Source organism: Rhabdaerophilum sp. SD176 (assembly GCF_030143245.1).
Taxonomy (GTDB): domain Bacteria; phylum Pseudomonadota; class Alphaproteobacteria; order Rhizobiales; family Beijerinckiaceae; genus Rhabdaerophilum.
This window is the reverse complement of the sequence record NZ_JARJNS010000001.1, coordinates 411,239-430,538: the sequence shown is the minus strand read 5'-3', so window position 1 is coordinate 430,538 and position 19,300 is coordinate 411,239. Positions and strand designations below refer to the sequence as shown.

Genomic DNA, 19,300 nt, shown 5'->3' with positions numbered 1-19,300 from the left:
ATGGTGGCGCTCGAGGCCCTTTACAGCGACCTCCTCATCGCGCTGACGCAATCCACGGCCTTCCGGTGGGGGCTGGCGGTGGCGGTGTCGATCTGGATATGGCTGATCGGCAAGGCCGGCACGCCCTGGCGCGTCGCGGCTTTGCTCTCGCCCTTCCTGGCTGCTGGAATTCTCGAAGTGCTGGACCAGTTCGTCATCGGCCCCGGGCAGGGCGCGCAGAGCGGCTGGCTCTCCTTCTACCTGCAGTCGCAGGCGGCCTTTCACCGGCTGATCAGCCTCGACGGCGCCGTGTTCCTGATCCTTGCACTGCTGTTCGGCTTCATCTACCGGTTCTCGCTGGCGGTTCTGCTCTGCCTCGGCACCGCGCTCTACCTGCGCTATGCGATCCATGGCGCGAGCGAGGTTCTCCTGTCCTGGCCGGTCGCGCAATGGCTGCTTGTGGTGATGCCGACCGTGCTGATCGCCATTCTCGGGCTCTACAGCCTCGGCGCGACGCTCCGCCTGATCACGGCGGTGCGGCAGGCGCGCAACGGAGACGATGATGACCGCTACTGAGCCCCGCCCCCTGCATCTGGTCCATGCGCGGCTGCTCGATCCGGTGACAGGCCTCGAATCGCCCGGCGGCGTGCTCGTCTCCGGCGGGCGGATCGCGGATTTCTCGTCGGATCTTGCCGCCCCCGGGAGCGTGGCGGATGCGGATGTCCTTGACTGCGCGGGGCGGTTTGTCCTGCCCGGGCTGGTGGATCTCCGGGCCTTTATCGGCGAGCCGGGCGAGGAATACCGCGAGACGCTCCGTTCCGCCTCCGAGGCGGCGGCGGCGGGTGGGGTGACGACCGTGGTCGCGCAGCCGAATACCTCGCCGGTGATCGATGATCCTGCCGTGGTGGATTTCGTGCTGCGCCGCGCGCGGGATACCGGTATCGTCCATATTCGCGTCGCAGCCGCACTCACCAAGGGGTGCCGCGGGCAGGAGATGAGCGAGATCGGCCTGCTGAAGGAGGCCGGCGCCGTGGCGGTGACGGATGGTGACCGGCCGGTCACCAATGCCCAGGTCATGCGCCGGGCGCTGACCTATGCGCGCATGTTCGACATGCCGGTGATCCACCATGTCGAGGATCCGAACCTTGTCGGCGAGGGCGTGATGAACGAGGGCGAGTTCGCGACGCGGCTCGGCCTGCCGGGCATTCCGCGTGCGGCCGAGACGATCATGCTCGAGCGCGACATGCGTTTGGTCCAGCTCACGGGCGGGCGCTACCACGCCGCGATGATCACCTGCCGCGAGAGCCTCGAGGTGATCCGCCGGGCCAAGCACGCCGGCCTGCCGGTGACGGCCGGCGTCTCGATCAACCATCTGACGCTGAACGAAATGGATATCGGCGGTTACCGCACGTTCCTGAAGCTCCGCCCGCCGCTGCGCAGCGAAGAGGACCGGCTGGCCATGGTCGAGGCTCTGGCCGAGGGGCTGGTCGATATCATCGTCTCCGACCACAACCCCCAGGATGTTGAAACCAAGCGCCTGACTTTTGCAGAATGCGAGCCGGGCGCCATCGGGCTGGAAACCATGCTCTCGGCCGGCTTGCAGCTGGTCGAGGCCGGGCTGATCAGCCTGAAGCGCCTGCTGGAGGCGATGAGTGCGGCCCCGGCCCGGCTGGCCGGGCTGGAGACGGGCCGGATGGCGCGGGGGGCGCCGGCCGATCTCATCGTTCTGGACCGGGACTACCCCTGGGTGGTGGATGCCGCCGGGTTGCATTCCCGGTGCAAGAACACGCCCTTTGACGAGGCGCGGCTTTCAGGCAAGGTCTTTGCCACGTTGGTGGCGGGGCGTGTCGTGCATCGCCTTTCGTAACGCAGGATCCCCGCTGCCGGGGCAGAGAAGAAATCCGGAGGGATCATGGCCGAACTGGCGGGACTGGGTGCTGCGGGCGCGCTGCTGGCGCTGGCTTTCGGCTATCTGCTGGGTTCGATCCCGTTCGGGTTGATCCTCACGCGGCTTGCCGGCACGGCGGATCTCCGCGCGATCGGTTCGGGCAATATCGGCGCGACGAATGTGTTGCGGACCGGCCGGAAGGATCTCGCGGCGGCGACCCTCCTGCTGGATGCGCTCAAGGGCAGCATCGCCGTCTGGGTGGCGATGCGCTGGGGGGCGGGGGCAGGGGTTCTCGCCGGATTGGGCGCCTTTCTCGGTCATCTCTATCCGGTCTGGCTTAGATTCGCCGGGGGCAAGGGCGTCGCCACCTTCATCGGTGTGCTGCTGGCGCTCTGGTGGCCCGGCTTGATCGCCTTCGCCGTGCTCTGGCTCGCCGTGGCCTACGTGACGCGCTATTCCTCGCTCGCCGCGCTTGTGGCTTCGGCTTTGCTGCCGATCGGCCATCTCGTACTCGACTGGCGCGCCGGGCAGGTGACGGCGATGAGCCTCGTCTTCCTCATCATGGCGGCCTTGCTCTGGTGGAAGCACCGCCCGAATATCGAGCGCCTTCTGGCCGGGACGGAAGGCCGGATCGGCCAGAAGGGATGACGGCCGCCCCAGACCGGCCGCTGGACGAGCCCGAACGGCTCGACTGGCTCCATCTGGCACGCGTCGAAGGGCTTGGCCCGCGCGGATTCGAGGCTTTGCTTCGCCGGGCGGGCAGTGCCGGCGAGGCAGTGCGTCTGCTGGCCGATCCCGCCTTCGCGCCGGGGCGGCGGCTCGTCCTGCCGAAGCGTGCGGATATCGAAGCTGAGTTTGCGCGAGCCGAAAAGCTCGGCATCCGGTTTCTCGCGTTGCCCGATCCCGAATATCCGGCCCTGATGCGGGCGGTGGACGGGGCGCCGCCGGTGCTTTCGGTGAAAGGGCAGGTGGCGTTGCTGGCCCGGCCTGCCGTCGCTTTGGTCGGCGCGCGGAATGCCTCCGGCCTCGGGCGGAAAATGGCCGGCCTGCTGGCCAGCGGCCTTTCGGAGGCGGGCTATGTCATCGTGTCGGGCCTTGCCCGCGGCATCGATACAGAAGCCCATCGGGCTGGCCTTGCCGGTGGAACGGTGGCTGTCCTGGCAGGCGGGCTCGAACGGCCCTATCCGCCGGAAAACCTGGCGCTGTTCGATGCGATCGCCGAAAAGGGTCTGGTCCTGTCCGAGATGCGCCTCTGGCAGGGGCCGCGCGGCCAGGATTTCCCCCGCCGGAACCGGTTGATCTCCGCGCTTTCGCTCGGCATCGTCGTGGTCGAGGCGGCGCGACGCTCCGGCTCGCTCATTACCGCGCGGATGGCGGGCGAGCAGGGCCGCGATGTGATGGCTGTTCCCGGCTCGCCGCTGGATCCACGCTGCGAGGGATCGAACGATCTCCTGCGCGACGGGGCAACCTTGGTCACGTCGGTTGCGGATGTGCTGGCGGCCCTGCCAACGGCTGCGCAGCGGCCCGAAACGCGCCTGCACCAGTTCCGGGAACCGGAATCCGATCTGTTCCTCGCGGCAGACGCGGCCGAAGGCTCCGGTAGCCACCTCGCCAGGCCCGTTCCGGTCCACGGCCACGCTGATGCCGTTCTCGACCTGCTCACGCATGGCGCTATCGATATCGACGAACTCGGCCGCATGGCCGGGCTGGATGCGGCGTCGCTTTCCGGTGCCTTGTTCGATCTCGAACTGTCGGGCCTGATCGAGCGGCTGCCGGGCAACCGTGTCGCGCAGGGGGTTATGTCAGTGCCGCGAGAATGAGCGGCAGCGTGATCATCGAGACGATGGTCTGCGCGGTCGTGATCGCCGCCATCAGCGGCGCATCGCCACCCATCCGGCGCGCCAGCAGGTAGGATGCCGTGGCGGTGGGCACGCCGAGGCAGAGCACAACCACCGCCAGTTGTGCGCCCTGAAGGCCGAGCAGCCGGGCAAGCCCATAGGCGATGGCGGGTGCGATCAGCAGCCGGATGCCGACCGCGAGCAGCAGGGCCGGGCTTGGCCGTTGAAGGTCCTGCAAGCGCAGGCCGGCCCCGACAAGGATGAGCCCGGTGCCGAGCGCGCATTGCCCGATGATATCAAGCGAAAGCGACAGGGCGCGGGGCAGGGGAATGGCCAGCATGTTCAGCGCGAGCCCGCCGAGCGTCCCGAGAATGAAGGGATTGGTGGCCAGCCCCCGCATGAGCGAGCCGCCGCCCGAGCCGTACCGGCGGAGGATCATCACGGTTGCCACATTGAGAACCGGGATAAGCGCCGCGATGGCTACGGCAGCAAGGGTCACGCCGTCCCGGCCGTAGAGATTGGCGGAGATCGCGAGCGCAATGAAGGCATTCCAGCGGAGGACGCCCTGGAAGATGCTGGTGAAGGCCGGCGGATCAACCTTGAGCCAGCGTTCCAGCGGCTGGCGAAGGACGAGCAGCACGATGCCGAGGATTGCAATCGTCCCCAAAAGGGCGGCACCGAGCCGCGCGAAAGGCACATCACCAAGTTTCGCCGACATCAGCGTCTTGGCGATGAGGATCGGGACGAGGACGTAGTAGGAGATTTTTTCGAAACCCTGCCAATCCGATTCAGCAGGCAAGGCCTTTTGTCGCAGGGCCCAGCCGATTGCGATGACAAGGAAGACGGAAATCAGGGAATCGAGAACCATGGAGGCCGTTCGGGCTTCGGGCCGCCGGACGGGCCACGTCCCTCCTTCCCTAAGGGCTGCCCGGGATGAAGGGAAGCAACCCGTAGTGTTCAGCGCTGGTTTATTCACCGCCCTCTATATGACATCATGTTGTGGCTGGTTGTGTTCAACCGGCACAGGGTCGGGAAGACCCATACAGGAGGTGCTCCATGAATCGTCTCGCTGGTCTGACTTTCGGGCTTGCACTGGGACTCGGCACGGTCGGGCTGGTTCCGGCGCAGGCGGGCCCGTTCACCCATGCGGCAGAACTGCGTTCCGAGGTTGCGGTTCCGGTTGAAGACGTGGCCTCGCGCCGGGCACGGCGCAATCGCGGTCTCGCCGCGGGAGCGATCATCGGTGGCGCGATTATCGGCGGCGCGATCATCGCCGAGTCGCAGCGGCGCCGGAACTATTATGTTGACGACGGGTACTATCAGGATCGCCGATATTATCGTGATCCCGGATACTATCAGGCTCCGAATTATTACTATCCGCAATCCGGGCCCGCCGGCGGTCGCATCATCTACACACCGGACCGGGAAACGCCCTACACCTACGCTCCGGCCGGGCCGGGCGAGTATTATCCGGGTCGCCGCGGCCGTAACGTGCGCGATCCAGCCGGTGGCGGCTCGATGCGCTGACGCCGCCATCAAGGCAAGGGTACAGTCGGGGAGGCTCAGGCCTCCCCTTCTTCTTGCGCCATGCGCCTTGTCTCGTGGCGCAGCCGGTCGAGCACCCCCTGCAGGATGAAGGCGGCGGCAGTCGCATCGATGATTGCCGCGCGCTTCGCGCGGGAGAGATCCACCGAAAGGAGCGCCCGTTCCGCCGCGACGGTCGAGAGCCGCTCGTCCCAGAACAGGATCGGGATCGGGCTGACGAGCCGGATATTGCGCGCATAGGTGCGTGTCGCCTGGACGCGCGGGCCAGAACTGCCATCCATGTTGAGCGGCAGGCCGAGCACGAGGCCAGCTACGCGATGCTGGGCGATGATGGCCGAGAGTTCCGCCCAGTCCTCGCGGAATTTCCGGCGCGGCAACGTCCGGAAAGCCGTGGCGATCCGCCGTTCGACATCCGATAGGGCGAGCCCGACGGTCTTCTCGCCGAGATCGAGCCCCAGCAGTCTCTCGCCGGGGCCGAGGCTGGCCTTCAGCGCCTCGATCGTCAGTTCCTCGGCTCCGCCCGGCTTCATGCGTACCAGCTCCCGCGGGTTTGTGCGTTGCAAAAAAGGCTTGGCCTTCCTCCGGCAACCCCATAAACGGTTATCGGCGACACGTCGCATGAAAGATGTGAAGGAAGGAGAACGCCATGGAAGTCACGTGGTTCGGTCACTCGGCCTTTTCGCTCGCCAGCAACGGACGCAAGGTCCTCGTTGACCCGTTCTTTACCGGCAATCCCGTTTTCGAGGGCAGGGGCGACGGCGATTCCCGCGCGAAGTTCGAGCGTGCCATCGCCGGCACAACCGATATCATTATCACGCATGGCCATGGCGACCATATCGGCGACAGCCTGGCCATTGCCCGCGAGACCGATGCGACGCTGTTCTGCAACTGGGATCTCGGCCAGTGGCTCTCCGCGAAATGGGAAGCCATGGATACCGGCAAGGCGCTGGCGATGGAGACCATGAATGCCGGCGGACGTGTCGAGCATGATGGCGTCTCGATCCGGCTTGTCCGGGCGGATCACTCCTCCGGCGTATGGGAACGCGGCATCTTCCAGACACTCGGATCGGCAAATGGCGTCATCATCAACATTCCGGGCGCGCCGGTCGTCTATCATATGGGCGATACCGATATCTTCGCCGGGATGGGGCTGATCGAGGAGTTGCACAAGCCGGACATCGTCATTGTCCCGATCGGGGATCGCTACACGATGGGGCCCTCGACGGCCGCGCTTGCCGTTCGGCGGTTCTTCCCGCGGTCCAAGGCGGTGATTCCCTGCCATTACGGCACTTTCGGCGCGCTGACGGGCACGGTCGAGGAATTCAAGCGCGAGCTGGGGCCGCTCGGCACCCATTTGCTGGAGCCGCTGCCGCACGAGCCGTTCGTTTTCTCGATCCGCTGAGCAAAAAGCGGCAGGATTCGGCCGTTCGGGATTTGTCAGCCGGGCCCGCCTTCTGTTAAGGACGCGGGTCCCCCTATCCCATGGAAGAGGCATCGGATGTCCGTTGACGCCGCCACCGTTCGCCGCATCGCCCGGCTTTCCCGCATCGCGCTGCCGGAACAGGATGTTCCGGTCATGCAGGACGAGATCAACGCGATCCTCGGTTTTGTCGAGCAACTCGGCGAAGTGAATGTCGAGGGCGTCGAGCCGATGACCTCCGTCACACCGATGGCGCTCAAGATGCGCGACGACGTGGTGACGGATGGAGAGAAGGCCAGCAAGGTGATCGCCAATGCGCCGCAGAGCGAGGATCATTATTTCCTCGTGCCGAAAGTGGTGGAGTAAGCGCCGCTTTTCCGCTTTTCCGCTGCGCCCTGCCTGTTCCTCCTCCGGAAGACCCGTTCCATGACCGACCTTACCCAGCTCACCCTGACCGAAGCCCGCGAGGGCCTTGCGGGCAAGCAGTTCACCGCCGTCGAACTGGCCGAAGCGCATCTCGCGGCCATCGAGGCGGCGCGCGCGCTCAATGCCTATGTGCTCGAAACGCCCGAGCAGGCGCTTGCCATGGCGAAGGCGGCCGATTCCCGGCTTCAGCGGGGCGAGGGAGGGCGGCTCGAAGGCATCCCGATCGGGGTGAAGGATCTCTTCGCCACCGAGGGCGTACGCACCACGGCCTCGTCGCGCATTCTCGGCAATTTCGTGCCGACCTATGAATCCACCGTCACCAGCCAGCTCTGGCGTGACGGGGCGGTGATGCTGGGCAAGCTCAACAACGATGAATTCGCCATGGGTTCGTCGAACGAGACCAGCGCCTTCGGGCCGGTGGTCAACCCGATTCTCCCCGCCAACTGGAACGCGGAAAAGGCCCGTGCGGCCCTTGCGGGCGACAAGAAGGGCCTGCTCGTGCCGGGTGGTTCCTCTGGCGGTTCCTCGGCTGCCGTTGCGGCGCATCTCTGCCTCGGCGCCACAGCCACAGATACTGGCGGCTCGATCCGCCAGCCTGCTGCCTTCACCGGGACAGTGGGGATCAAGCCGACCTATGGCCGCTGCTCGCGCTGGGGCATTGTCGCTTTCGCCTCGTCGCTCGACCAGGCCGGGCCGATCGCCAAGACGGTGCGCGATTGCGCGGCGCTGATGACCTCGATGGCCGGGCATGATCCGAAGGATTCGACCTCGGTCGATCTGCCGGTCCCGGATTTCGAGGCGGCTGTCGGCCGGTCGGTTGCCGGCAAGACGATCGGCATCCCCCGGGAGTACCGCGTCGAGGGCATGCCGGCGGAAATCGAGGCGCTCTGGAAGAAGGGCGCCGACATGCTGCGCGCCGCCGGAGCGCGGATTGTCGATGTCAGCCTTCCGCACACGAAATATGCGCTCCCGGCCTATTACATCGTGGCGCCGGCCGAGGCCTCGTCCAACCTCGCGCGCTATGATGGCGTGCGCTACGGCCTGCGCGTGCCAGGCAAGGACATCACCGACCTCTACGAGCAGACCCGGGCGCAGGGTTTCGGCCGCGAGGTCAAGCGGCGCATCATGATCGGCACCTATGTGCTCTCGGCCGGCTATTACGACGCCTATTACCTCCGGGCGCAGAAGATCCGCACCCTGATCAAGAAGGATTTCGAGGATGTCTATGCCTCGGGCGTCGATGCGATCCTGACGCCGGCGACACCCTCCGCAGCCTTTGGTATCGCGGAAATGGCAGATGCGGACCCGGTGCAGATGTATCTCAACGACATTTTCACCGTCACGGTGAACATGGCGGGCCTGCCGGGCCTCGCCCTGCCGGGCGGCACCGATGCGGCGGGCCTGCCGCTGGGTTTGCAGCTGATCGGCCGCCCCTTCGACGAGGAAACGCTGTTCAGCCTCGGTTCCGTGATCGAGGAACAGGCCGGGCGTATCACCGCCCCCCGCTGGTGGTGACATGCTGAGAGTTCTTGGACGGACCAGCTCGATCAATGTCCGCAAGGTCCTTTGGGTCTGCGAGGAGCTCGGCATCGCGCATAGCCGCGAGGATTGGGGCAGCGGCTTCCGTTCGACCCGTGAGGCCGAATTCCTCAAGCTCAATCCGCGTGCGCTGATTCCGGTTGTCGTGGATGGCGAGACCATCCTGACCGAATCGAACGCGATCTGCCGCTATCTCGCCACCCGCTATGGCCAGGGCGCGCTATTTCCGGACGATCCCGTGAAGCGGGCCGAGGTCGAGGCCTGGATGGACTGGATGATCGCCGATCTCAATGGCAGCTGGCGCTATGCGGTGCAGGCACTGGTGCGCAAGCGGCCGGGCTTTGACAATCCGGCGGAAGTGCAGCGTTCCATCAGCGAGTGGAACGGGCTGATGGCCGTGTTCGAGGCCCAGCTCGAGACGACCGGCGAATATCTCTGCGGCGAGTTCAGCCTCGCCGATATCGTGATGGGGCTGGCAACGCATCGCTGGCAGCAGGCGCCGATCGCGCGGGTCAGCCTGCCTCGGGTTACGCGTTACGCCGAGGGGTTGCGGCGACGTTCTGCCGGCGCCCGGTTCATGGGCCCGGATTTCGACTGACAGGCGGTTGTGGCCTTGCGAAGGTGAGTCCGATTTTTCCTGCAATTATCTGATTTTACAAAGAAAAAATGCGGTTCTTCAGGTCCTGATTCATGTCCTGATTCATGCAGGTCCCGGCTTCCGGGCCCGGGTCCAACCCATCAAAAAGAAAGGCCCGGTTCCCCGGGCCCTTTTATTGTCAGCCGCCAAGCGCCTGCTTGGCCCGGCTCCACCAGCCGGAACGCTTCGGCCGGTTTGGATCTTCCGGCTCGGGTTCGGGTTCCGGCTGCGGGGCCGGCGCCGGGGCCGCGACCACGGGCGCCGGCGGCGGCACGGGGACCGGCTCTTCCGCCGGCGGCGTTACGGCAACCGGGGCCTCGCTTGCGGCGGTGGCCTTCCTGGCACGGCTGCGGGGTGCCTTTGCCGGCTTTTCCGCCGGAGCCTCGGGCGCAGACGCTTCTGCCGCAGGGGCCTCGGCCGTCACGGTTTCAGCCTCATCCGTTTTCTTTGCGCGGCTGCGGCGGGGCTTTTTCGCAGGCTCGACCTCGGCAGGCGCCTGTTCCACCGGAACTTCGACAGTCGGTTCGGCGGCAGCCATCATCGGCTCGCCGGACGCGACGGCCTCGCCAGCCGCTCCTTCTTCGCCGTTGCCTTCTTCGCCATTGCCCTCACCGGGGCGATCGTCACGGTCGCGCCTGTTGCGGCGACCGCCACGACGGCGGCGACGGCGCTTGCGTTCACCCTCGGACCGTTCGCCGCCCTCGGCGCCGTCCGCCCGGCTTTCCTCGCCGTTCTCATCGTCCTCGTCATCGCCTTCTGCATCGGCATCGCCATCAACATTGCCGGATGCTTCGGCGATCTCGCCGCCATTCGGCTGGCCATCACCCCGTTCGCGGTCGCGGCCACCACGGCGGCGGCGGCGCCGGCGGCGCTTGCGCTCGCCCTCGGCCTTCTCGCCATCCCGGCCGGCCTCAGCTTCGCCATCCGCCTCGGCTTCCTCGGATTCGTTGACCTCGATGTCATCCATCTCGATATCTTCGGGGTGGATGACCCGCGGACCGTCCTGGTGGCGCGGTGCCGCCGGACGGTGTTCGACGGCCTCGCCCTCGACCCGTTCGGCCACCATGCGGGGCTGGACGGGCTCGCCGCGCTCGATCTGGAAATGCTGGCCCGGCGGCAGCGCGGACTCGGCGACAACGGTGATCGTCACGCCAAACCGCGCCTCGAGGGCCCGCAGGCTCTCGCGCTTCTGGTTGAGGATGTAGAAGGCGGTTTCGAGACGCGTCTTCAGCGTGATGTCATGCGTGGCGCCGCGCAGGAGCGTGTCTTCCATGGCGCGCAGGACATGCAGGGCAAGGCTTGGCGTCGAGCGCAGCAGGCCGGTGCCGGCGCAATGCGGGCAGGGGATGGTGGAACTTTCCAGCACACCGGTGCGGATGCGCTGGCGCGACATTTCCAGCAGGCCGAAATGCGAGATGCGGCCGACCTGGATGCGCGCGCGGTCGTTCTTCAGGCAATCATTGAGCTTGCGCTCGACCGCCTTGTTGTTCCGCTTTTCCTCCATGTCGATGAAGTCGATCACGACAAGGCCGGCGAGATCGCGCAGGCGGAGCTGCCGGGCCACTTCCTCGGCCGCCTCGAGATTGGTCTTGAGGGCAGTGTCCTCAATATTGTGCTCGCGGGTGGAGCGGCCGGAGTTGACGTCGATCGAGACCAGCGCCTCGGTCTGGTTCATGACGATGTAGCCGCCGGATTTCAGCGTCACCACATTCGAGAACATGGCGTCGAGCTGGCTTTCCACGCCGGTGCGCGAGAAAAGCGGCGTGGCATCGCGGTAGGGCTGGACCGCCTTGGCATGGCTCGGCATGAGCATGCGCATGAAGTCCTTGGCCTCGCGGTAGCCTTCCTCGCCGGCCACGAGGATTTCCTCGATATCCTTCGAGTACAGGTCACGGATCGCGCGCTTGATCAGCGAGCCTTCTTCGTAGACGAGAGCCGGCGCGGTGGATTCCAGCGTCAGCGAGCGAACGCTCTCCCACAGGCGCATCAGATATTCGAAATCGCGCTTGATCTCGACCTTGGTGCGCGAAGCCCCGGCGGTGCGGAGAATGACCCCCATCCCGGCAGGGACCTCCAGCTCGGAGGCCATGGACTTCAGGCGCTTGCGGTCGGTCGCGCTGGTGATCTTGCGCGAGATGCCGCCGCCGCGTGCGGTGTTCGGCATCAGGACCGAGTAGCGGCCGGCGAGGCTGAGATAGGTGGTCAGCGCCGCGCCCTTGGTGCCGCGCTCTTCCTTGACCACCTGGACCAGCAGGATCTGCCGGCGCTTGATGACTTCCTGGATCTTGTATTGCCGGCGCGTGCGGTGGGCGGCGCGCATCGGCACCTCTTCCATTGCATCGCCGCCGCCGCCGAGCTGCTCGACATGCTCCTCGTCCTTGGGCGTGTCGTCCGACGGCGCGCCAGCGCTCTCGCCATCCACTTCGGCTTCGGCTTCGGCTTCGGCGCCATCGGCCGCGATCTCGCCATTGGCGGCGGCATCCTCGGCGTCACCCTCGACAGGGCCCGCTACCTGATCCTTGCCCCGGCCACGCTGCTTGGGCTTGGCCCGCGAACGGCGCGGGCGGCGGCCTTCTTCCTCGTCGCCATCCTCGTCCCGCGCGGCTTCGGCCTCTTCGGCCAGAAGGGCGAGGCGGTCCGCCGTCGGGATCTGGTAATAGTCGGGATGGATTTCCGAGAAGGCGAGGAAACCGTGGCGGTTGCCGCCGAAATCCACGAAGGCCGCCTGAAGGGACGGCTCGACGCGCGTGACCTTGGCGAGATAGATATTGCCGCGGAGCGGGCGGCGGTTGGCGGATTCGAAATCGAATTCCTCAACACGATTGCCGCGTGTGACCACGACCCGGGTTTCTTCCGGATGCGCGGCATCGATGAGCATTTTTGTTGTCATTGCAAACTCTTGAAAGGCTGTTTGCCCGAGAGGGGAGGCGGCCAGAGCACGTCACTCCGCTTGGCCCGCGCGCAGGATTGCGGCGGCTTGCCGGGCGGTTGAAGAAGGGAAAGAAGGGATTCGGGGAGCAGCCGGCGCGAGCCGGCCTGCCGGGGAACGGCGAGATCGAAGCAAGTCCTGCGATGCCAGGCGCATGATGCCGCCACGCGCCCGGCCGTGACCGGGGGAGTTGCAGCTGCTTTGCCATCGCATGTTGTGGCATCAAGGCCATCCTTGCTCGAACCGACGCGCGGGGAGCGCGCCACGGGGCCCGAAGCTCCGAAGCGAAATTGGGCAGGTTGAGCTCCTGCGGCAAAGGCTTCCGGCCGGGTTCCCGCATTCGGGCCCGGAGCTGTGGAGCCAGCGATCTTCCTCTGGAAGCGACGACTCAACGAAAACTTGCTCCGGTCCAGAATGCACCGTAGACCCCGTTTAAGGTTCAGACTCGTCATTTGCAAGCGGAACAACACGGGTGGTCCCAGAGCGATACGACTTTCCCTGTGCCCGAACCGCCGGCCATCCGGCAGGGGCTGCTGGTCTGCTTGCCGGCATTGCTCTGATCCTCCTTGTCCTATTCCTTCCTTCCGCGGGTCTGGCCCAGCTGGCAGCGCCCAAGGCCGGATCGAGCGATTCGGTTCTCGCCCGCGGCGTTCATCTCGTCGAGGATCCGAACCCCGAGACTTTCGGCCTTGTTGTTGATCTTTCGGGCGAAGTCGCGGTGCGGCATGAGGTGCTGGCCGAGCCGAACCGGCTCGTCATCGATCTCGAGAATACGGTTTTCGGTGGCTCTTCCGCGCAGGGAAGCACCCGGGCCATCGGGCCGGTAACGGGGTGGCGCGCCGGCCTTTTCCTGATGGGCCGTTCGCGCATCGTGCTCGATCTCAACCGGCCTTTCCTTGTCCAGCGCACGGATTTTGTCCGGCAGGGGCCGCATGTCCGGCTGGTTATCCAGTTGCGGGCGGCCAGTGCCGAGGAATTTGCCCGACGGGTCGAGGAAGACCAGCGCCGCCGCCTTGCGAGCCGGGTGCCCGCGGGGCGGAGCGTGCCCCGTCCAGCCGGCGCGAAGCCGCTGGTCGTGCTTGATCCCGGCCATGGAGGCATCGATCCCGGCGCTTCCGGGCCGAAAGGCGAGGCGGAGAAGGATATCGTGCTCGCGGTGGCGCGGCTTGTCCGGAAGCAGCTCGAGGCCGATGGCCGGGTCGAGGTGCAGATGACCCGGGAGGAGGACCGCTTCATCTCGCTCTCCGAGCGTGTGACTTTCGCGCGGAACCGGTCGGCCGCGCTCTTTGTCTCGCTCCATGCGGATTCGCTGTTCGGCGAGGCCGATGTGCGCGGCGCTTCGGTCTATACCCTGTCGGACCGCGCCTCCGACGCGGCGGCGGCCCGCGCGGCCGAAAAGGAAAACCGCGCCGATGTCGCGGCCGGACTGGATGCGCCGGAAGACCAGCGCGAGGGCGTCGATGACATCCTGTTCGATCTCGCCCGCCGGGAAACGCGGCTTTTCAGCCAGCTGGCGGCCCGCGGCGTTGCGCAATCGATCCAGAAGGCGGGCCGTCTCCACAAGACGCCCCTGCGCAGTGCCGGGTTCCGCGTCCTCCGGGCGCCGGACATGCCGTCGATTCTCGTCGAACTGGGCTATCTTTCCAATCCGGAGGACCTTCAGGCGCTGATGCAGGAAGCCGGCCGGCAGAAACTGGCGCAGGGGCTGGCGGTGGCGCTGCTGGACTTCGTGCTCAACAACCGCATCGCGATTTCGGCCAAGCCACTGGAATAATAGAGTCCTGCAGCCCCTGTGCCGTTTTTCGGCCACGGTTTGCGCCTTTGTGGACCAAAGTGAGTCAGAGCGTTTGTTGCCGGTTTCCGGTTCTGGTAAGAAACGGAAATGGAGGGTCCCCGACAGCTTTGGTTAGGGATCGATGCGTAGAATGCCCGCGCGTTTCGGGTTGCGGGCGATGTCCGCCTCTCCGGAATGAATGCCGGGCCAAGTGAATGCAGACAGGCTGTGCCCGATCTGCCAGGGGTTAGAACCGCATGCGGATGATCGCACGCTTTTTCGCGTTCCTGTTCGGAACCGCCACTCTGGTGGGTCTCATCGGCGCGGCTGTTGCCGGCTACATCTTCTGGCATTACTCGCAGGACCTGCCCGATCCCGCCCAGCTTGCGAAGTACGAGCCGCCGGTGACCACACGGATCCATGCCGCGGATGGCACCTTGCTGGCCGAATATGCGCGGGAACGCCGCCTCTACCTGCCGATCCAGGCGATGCCGAAGCTGCTGATCGCGGCCTATCTCTCGGCTGAGGACAAGAACTTCTACAAGCATGGCGGTGTCGATCCGGAAGGCATTGCCCGCGCGCTGGTGCGTGGCCGCGGGGCCGGCGGCCGCCAGCAGGGCGGCTCGACCATTACCCAGCAGGTGGCGAAGAACTTCTTCCTGTCGCCGGAGCAGAGCATCGAGCGCAAGATCCGCGAGGCGTTGCTCGCGTTCCGCCTTGAATCGATCTTCTCCAAGGACAAGATTCTCGAGCTCTATCTCAACCAGATCTATCTCGGCTTCGGGAATTACGGTGTCGCGGCGGCGGCCCTGAACTATTACGGCAAATCGGTCCATGAGCTGACGATTGCCGAGGCGGCCTATCTCGCCGCGCTGCCGAAGGCGCCGTCGACCTACCACCCGATCAACAACCGCGACGCGGCGATCGGCCGCCGGAACTACGTGATCGACCGTATGGTCGACAATGGCTACATTTCCAAGGAAGACGGGCTTACGGCGCGGGCCGAGCCGCTGGTCGTTACCTTCCGGCAATTGTCGCCGAACAGCTATGCTGCCGGCTTCTTCGCCGAGGAAGTGCGCCGCGAACTGGCGGATCGCTATGGCTCGAAAAAGCTGTACGAAGGCGGCCTTTCGGTGCGCTCGACACTGGATCCGAAACTGCAATTCTATGCCCGCAAGGCGCTGTCCGATGGCCTCGTCCGCTTCGACGAGGCCCGCGGCTGGCGCGGTGCGACCGAGAAGATCGCGCCAACGGGTGACTGGGGCGCGGCCCTGGCCGAGGTCCAGACCCTGACGGACGTCGATCCCTGGCGGTTGGCCGTGGTGCTCTCGGTCGATGAAACCCAGGCCCAGATCGGCCTCCAGCCGCAAAGGCTGGGCGGTGGTATCATCGACCGCAAGCGAGAAACCGGCGTGATCACGGCGGAAAGCGCCCGTGTTTTCCCGCGGAAGCGCCTGCGCGAGGCACTGACGGCCGGCGACGTCGTTTATGTCGAGCCCATCCAGGACAAGCCGGGCCAGTTCCGCCTGCGGCAGGTGCCGGAAATCTCCGGCGCGATTGTCGCGATGGATCCCTATACAGGCCGCGTGAAGGCGATGGTCGGCGGCTTCTCATTCGACAAGAGCGAGTTCAACCGGGCGACGCAGGCCCTGCGCCAGCCCGGGTCATCGTTCAAGCCCTTCGTCTACGCCACCGCCCTGGATAACGGCTACACGCCGTCCTCCATCATCCTCGACGAACCGATCGAGGTGGATCAGGGCAATGGCGAAGTCTGGCGGCCTGACAATTATGACGGCAAGCCGACCGGCCCGCGCACCCTTCGCCAGGGTATCGAGCGCTCGAAGAACCTGATGACTGTGCGGCTGGCACGGGATCTCGGCATGCCGCTCGTGGCCGAATATTCCAAGCGTTTCGGCGTCTATGACGACATGCTGCCGGTTCTGGCCATGTCGCTCGGGGCGGGGGAGACCACCGTTCTGCGGATGACCGCCGCCTATTCGATGCTTGCCAATGGCGGGCGCCGCATCCGGCCGACCCTGATCGACCGCATCCAGGATCGCTGGGGCGCGACGATCTTCAAGCATGACGAGCGTGTCTGCCGTGAATGCGTGGCGGAAAACTGGACCAACCAGGACGAGCCCCGCCTGCTCGACAAGCGCGAACGCGTGATCGACCCGATGTCCGCCTACCAGATGGTCTCGATCATGGAAGGCGTCGTCCAGCGGGGTACGGCCACGGTGCTGAAGCCGCTCGGCCGCACGCTCGCCGGCAAGACCGGCACAACCAACGAAGCCAAGGATGTGTGGTTCGTCGGTTTCTCGCCGGATCTCGCGGTAGGGGTCTATCTCGGATATGACCGGCCCCGCTCGCTCGGGAATTCGGCCACTGCCGGCCAATATGCCGCGCCGGTCTTCCGCGACTTCATGAAGGAAGCGCTCGCCGGCAAGCCGAATCTCCAGTTCCGCGTTCCGCCGGGCATCAAATTCATCCGGGTGAACCACGGCACGGGCCAGCGGACGTCAGCCGGCGATCCGCAGGCGATTCTCGAGCCGTTCAAGCCGAATACCGCGCCGCCGGAGAGCTACACCTTTGGCACCAGTGCCGGGGCGACGGCCGGTGGCGTCAGCGTCGGCAACACGACGGGCGGCCTTTACTAGCGCAACGCCGGCAGGATGGTTTGCATCCCCGGCCGGGCTCGGCTATTCCGGGCCCGATCCTGCCGCACCCTGCGGCAATCTTGACGGAATTTTGGACAATGCGGACGGAAATCGAAGCGATGGTCGAGGCCATCCAGCAGTCTGTCGGGCTGCTGAGGAGGCATCTTTGACTGGGACAAGTCGACCAGGCGGCTCCAGGAGCTGAATGCCCGGGTGGAAGACCCGGATTTCTGGAATGATTCGACCTCGGCGCAGAAGGTCATGCGCGAGCGGACCGATCTCGAATACAAGCTCAATTCGCTGGCCAAGCTCGAACGTGATCTCGAGGATGCGATCACGCTGGTCGAGCTGGGCGAGGCCGAGGGCGACCAGGAGACGGTCGACGAGGGCGAGAACCAGATCCGCGCGCTGGAAGGCGAGGCGGCGAAGCGGCAGGTCGAGGCGCTGCTCTCCGGCGAAGCCGATGCGAATGATACCTATATCGAAGTGCATTCCGGCGCGGGCGGCACCGAGAGCCAGGACTGGGCCTCGATGCTGATGCGCATGTATTCACGCTGGGCCGAGCGGTCGGGTTTCAAGGTCGAGCTGATGGAAGTCTCCGACGGCGAAGAGGCGGGGATCAAGTCCGCCACCTTGCTCATCAAGGGCCGCAACGCCTATGGCTGGGCGAAGACCGAAGCGGGTGTCCATCGGCTGGTGCGGATCTCGCCGTATGATTCCAATGCCCGGCGGCATACCAGTTTTGCCTCGGTCACGGTCTACCCGGTCGTTGATGATTCGATCCAGGTCGATCTCAAGGAAAGCGATGTCCGCATCGACCTGATGCGGGCGCAAGGCGCCGGCGGCCAGAACGTCAACAAGGTCGAATCGGCCGTGCGCCTCGTCCATATGCCCACCGGCATCATGGTGATGAGCCAGACGAGCCGGTCGCAGCACCAGAATCGCGAACTCGCCTGGAAGATGCTGCGTGCCCGTTTGTATGAGCTTGAGCTGAAGAAGCGCGAGGAAGCGGCGGCGGCCGAGCAGGCCAACAAGACCGATATCGGCTGGGGGCACCAGATCCGTTCCTATGTGCTTCAGCCCTACCAGCTGGTGAAGGATCTCCGCACGGGCGTCACGTCGGGAACCCCGTCGGATGTGCTGGACGGCAATCTCGGTCCCTTCATCGAGGCAGCGCTCGCCAACAAGGTTGTGGGCGATGTCGGGGATGTCGAGTAAATCCGGCGCGCGTCAACGCGCCTGACGCGCCATCAGGGCCTGCGCCCGGACATAGCGCATCGGATCGGCCGCATCGTCATCGACCCGCACTTCGTAATGAAGATGCGGTCCGGTCGAGCGGCCGGTCGAGCCGACATGGCCGAGGACAGCCCCTTTCTCGATCGTATCGCCCTCGCTGACCGCGATCATCGAGAGATGGGCATAGCGCGTGCTGATGCCGAAGCCGTGGTCGATCTCCACCATCCGGCCATAGCCGCCATTCGGCCCGGCCTCGACCACCTTGCCGCGGGCGACCGCCCGGACCGGTGTGCCCGTGGGGGCGCGGAAATCGATTCCCGAATGCAGGGCCGGGCTCCGCGTGAACGGGTCCAGCCGGGTTCCGAAGCCGGAAGTAATGTCGAATTTCTCTCCCAGGGGCCGCCCGACCGGCAGCGCCTTGATGACCTGCCGTGCATGGCGGGCCTGATCGAGCGCGCTCTCGACGCGGCCGAACAGGAAGTCGAAACTGGCCGGCGCTTCGGCCGTGCTGGCGGGAAGCCACGGGCCGCCCATATCGGTGCCACCCTGATCTGCCGAGACATCGCGCAGATGAAGGCTGTCCAGCGGGGCCGGGCGCCGGATGGCCGGAGCGGAGAGGCTGCTCTTGCCGAATCGGCCCGGGTCCAGCCCGAGTGCGCTGACCATTCGACGGGATTGCGAGACCTGCGCGCCAGCTGTTTCCTCGATCGCGACCAGCACGCCCATCTGGGTCGCCTCGACGCGCTCGGCCCGCTTTTCGACCTCCTGCACGACGCCGTGCATGGGCGTTTTCGGCAGGGTATCGGCCGGCCGAACGGGCGGAACCGGCGCGGGCTCGACGGGCATCGGCTTGGCCCGGCGCTCGGTGACCGGCGCGAAGGACAGCGCTGCCCCGCCTAGAGCGGGCGGCGAGGATGTAAGGAATTCCGGAAGTGCAGCGGCTGGCGCGGGATTGTCCGGTCGGGCGAGGCCAGCCTTCTCGGCGCGGGCGGCAAGATCCGCCATCATCACGGCACGCGCCTCGAGTTCAGCCTGGCGCGCGACGAGGCTGGCGACGCGATCCTCGATCGACTCCTGGCTCTGGACCTGCTTCGCGGTGATCCGGTCAATGCGGGCGCGCAATTCGAGGATACGATCCTCGTAAGCGTAATGCACCCGGCGCTGACCGGAAACGAGGGAGACCACGACATCATCGCGCAGGACCAAGTACAGCGTCGCGAACAAATACCATGCCAGCAAAAGCAGCGAGAGCGCACCGATGGTGATGACGGTACGGTCGCCCAGTTCGATGATGCGGGGGGATCCGCCACCCCGGATCACGACGGCGAACCGCGTCGAGGAATTGGCCAGCGGGTCGGAAGCCGGAATGCGCACACTCATCTGGATCAAGGCCCTGATCAACGCGGGAACTGGACCTGATCATGGAGCATTA

General features: G+C 65.8%; 16 protein-coding genes. 12 read left to right on the top strand and 4 right to left on the bottom strand.

The window, feature by feature from the left end; genetic code table 11:
* From P0652_RS02025 to dprA, 4 genes are read left to right on the top strand one after another with little or no spacing between them, the layout of a single operon-like run.
* Positions 1-555, top strand: a complete 555-nt coding sequence (locus P0652_RS02025; RefSeq protein ID WP_284177078.1) for a hypothetical protein — start codon at positions 1-3, stop codon at positions 553-555.
* Entirely contained in the window at positions 539-1,846 is a 1,308-nt protein-coding gene (locus P0652_RS02020) for a dihydroorotase (RefSeq protein ID WP_284177077.1), read from the top strand. Before P0652_RS02025 ends, P0652_RS02020 begins: the two co-directional genes overlap by 17 nt.
* 45 nt (positions 1,847-1,891) lie before the next feature.
* On the top strand, positions 1,892-2,515 hold the full coding sequence (gene plsY, locus P0652_RS02015; RefSeq protein ID WP_284177076.1) for a glycerol-3-phosphate 1-O-acyltransferase PlsY: 624 nt from the start codon (positions 1,892-1,894) through the stop codon (positions 2,513-2,515).
* Positions 2,512-3,687 (top strand): DNA-processing protein DprA, encoded by a 1,176-nt coding sequence (gene dprA / locus P0652_RS02010; RefSeq protein ID WP_284177075.1) that lies wholly within the window; start codon positions 2,512-2,514, stop codon positions 3,685-3,687. Before plsY ends, dprA begins: the two co-directional genes overlap by 4 nt.
* On the opposite strand, the gene P0652_RS02005 is transcribed toward dprA, so the two are convergent.
* Positions 3,665-4,573 (bottom strand): AEC family transporter, encoded by a 909-nt coding sequence (locus P0652_RS02005; protein WP_284177074.1) that lies wholly within the window; start codon positions 4,571-4,573, stop codon positions 3,665-3,667. The genes dprA and P0652_RS02005 overlap by 23 nt on opposite strands.
* Positions 4,574-4,761: 188 nt before the next feature.
* On the opposite strand from P0652_RS02005, the gene P0652_RS02000 reads away from it, so the two are divergent.
* On the top strand, positions 4,762-5,232 hold the full coding sequence (locus P0652_RS02000; RefSeq protein ID WP_284177073.1) for a hypothetical protein: 471 nt from the start codon (positions 4,762-4,764) through the stop codon (positions 5,230-5,232).
* A gap of 35 nt (positions 5,233-5,267) precedes the next feature.
* On the opposite strand, the gene ruvX is transcribed toward P0652_RS02000, so the two are convergent.
* Positions 5,268-5,780, bottom strand: a complete 513-nt coding sequence (gene ruvX / locus P0652_RS01995) for a Holliday junction resolvase RuvX (protein ID WP_284177072.1) — start codon at positions 5,778-5,780, stop codon at positions 5,268-5,270.
* Between the two features lie 116 nt (positions 5,781-5,896).
* On the opposite strand from ruvX, the gene P0652_RS01990 reads away from it, so the two are divergent.
* The 4 genes from P0652_RS01990 to P0652_RS01975 all read left to right on the top strand — a co-directional run bounded on the left by P0652_RS01990 (position 5,897) and on the right by P0652_RS01975 (position 9,233).
* On the top strand, positions 5,897-6,652 hold the full coding sequence (locus P0652_RS01990) for a metal-dependent hydrolase (protein WP_284177071.1): 756 nt from the start codon (positions 5,897-5,899) through the stop codon (positions 6,650-6,652).
* 96 nt (positions 6,653-6,748) lie between these two features.
* On the top strand, positions 6,749-7,036 hold the full coding sequence (gene gatC / locus P0652_RS01985; protein WP_284177070.1) for an Asp-tRNA(Asn)/Glu-tRNA(Gln) amidotransferase subunit GatC: 288 nt from the start codon (positions 6,749-6,751) through the stop codon (positions 7,034-7,036).
* Positions 7,037-7,096: 60 nt separating this feature from the next.
* Positions 7,097-8,611 carry an Asp-tRNA(Asn)/Glu-tRNA(Gln) amidotransferase subunit GatA gene (gene gatA, locus P0652_RS01980; RefSeq protein ID WP_284177069.1) on the top strand — a complete coding sequence of 505 codons (1,515 nt, stop codon included), beginning with the start codon at positions 7,097-7,099 and terminating at the stop codon, positions 8,609-8,611.
* A gap of 1 nt (position 8,612) precedes the next feature.
* Entirely contained in the window at positions 8,613-9,233 is a 621-nt protein-coding gene (locus P0652_RS01975; protein WP_284177068.1) for a glutathione S-transferase family protein, read from the top strand.
* Between the two features lie 178 nt (positions 9,234-9,411).
* Here P0652_RS01975 and P0652_RS01970 read toward each other — a convergent pair whose 3' ends face one another.
* Positions 9,412-12,162: an Rne/Rng family ribonuclease gene (locus P0652_RS01970; protein ID WP_284177067.1), complete on the bottom strand. Its 2,751-nt coding sequence runs from the start codon at positions 12,160-12,162 to the stop codon at positions 9,412-9,414.
* Between the two features lie 511 nt (positions 12,163-12,673).
* On the opposite strand from P0652_RS01970, the gene P0652_RS01965 reads away from it, so the two are divergent.
* The 3 genes from P0652_RS01965 to prfB all read left to right on the top strand — a co-directional run bounded on the left by P0652_RS01965 (position 12,674) and on the right by prfB (position 17,850).
* Positions 12,674-13,975, top strand: coding sequence for an N-acetylmuramoyl-L-alanine amidase (locus P0652_RS01965; RefSeq protein ID WP_284177066.1), 1,302 nt, complete (start codon positions 12,674-12,676; stop codon positions 13,973-13,975).
* Between the two features lie 257 nt (positions 13,976-14,232).
* Positions 14,233-16,632, top strand: coding sequence for a penicillin-binding protein 1A (locus P0652_RS01960; RefSeq protein WP_284177065.1), 2,400 nt, complete (start codon positions 14,233-14,235; stop codon positions 16,630-16,632).
* A gap of 98 nt (positions 16,633-16,730) precedes the next feature.
* Positions 16,731-17,850, top strand: a protein-coding gene (gene prfB, locus P0652_RS01955) for a peptide chain release factor 2 (protein WP_284177064.1) whose coding sequence is annotated in 2 segments (ribosomal slippage) — positions 16,731-16,799 and positions 16,801-17,850 — 1,119 coding nt in all. Because the reading frame shifts where the segments join, the coding sequence is not laid out codon by codon here.
* A gap of 12 nt (positions 17,851-17,862) precedes the next feature.
* Here the strand turns inward: prfB and P0652_RS01950 are convergent.
* Positions 17,863-19,248, bottom strand: a complete 1,386-nt coding sequence (locus P0652_RS01950) for a M23 family metallopeptidase (RefSeq protein ID WP_284177063.1) — start codon at positions 19,246-19,248, stop codon at positions 17,863-17,865.
* Positions 19,249-19,300 lie beyond the last annotated feature (52 nt).